1 protein-coding gene is annotated in these 207 nt (G+C 55.6%); it reads right to left on the bottom strand.

The genetic code is table 11. The annotated features are described in order from the left end of the window. Positions 1–194: polymer-forming cytoskeletal protein (locus tag Q0842_RS16420; RefSeq protein ID WP_366941139.1), on the bottom strand; the 194-nt coding region annotated here is incomplete at its 3' end. Positions 195–207 lie beyond the last annotated feature (13 nt).

Genomic DNA, 207 nt, shown 5'->3' with positions numbered 1-207 from the left:
CGCACCTTCAATCCACGTACACGACCAATGACGCGGCCGTTGACGACGATGTCGTCAGCAACGATTTCGCCTTTAATAACGGCCGTTTCACCAACAGTCAGCAAGTGGGCGCGGATGTCGCCCTCTACAATGCCTTCGACTTGGATGTCGCCCGTTGTCTTCATGTTGCCGGTGATTGTCAGGTCCGTCGACAAAGACGATGGTGGC

The organism is uncultured Algibacter sp. (assembly GCF_947495675.1).
GTDB lineage: Bacteria > Bacteroidota > Bacteroidia > Flavobacteriales > Flavobacteriaceae > Algibacter_B.
Note: the sequence above shows the minus strand (reverse complement) of the source record. Positions and strands in the feature narration are given on the sequence as shown.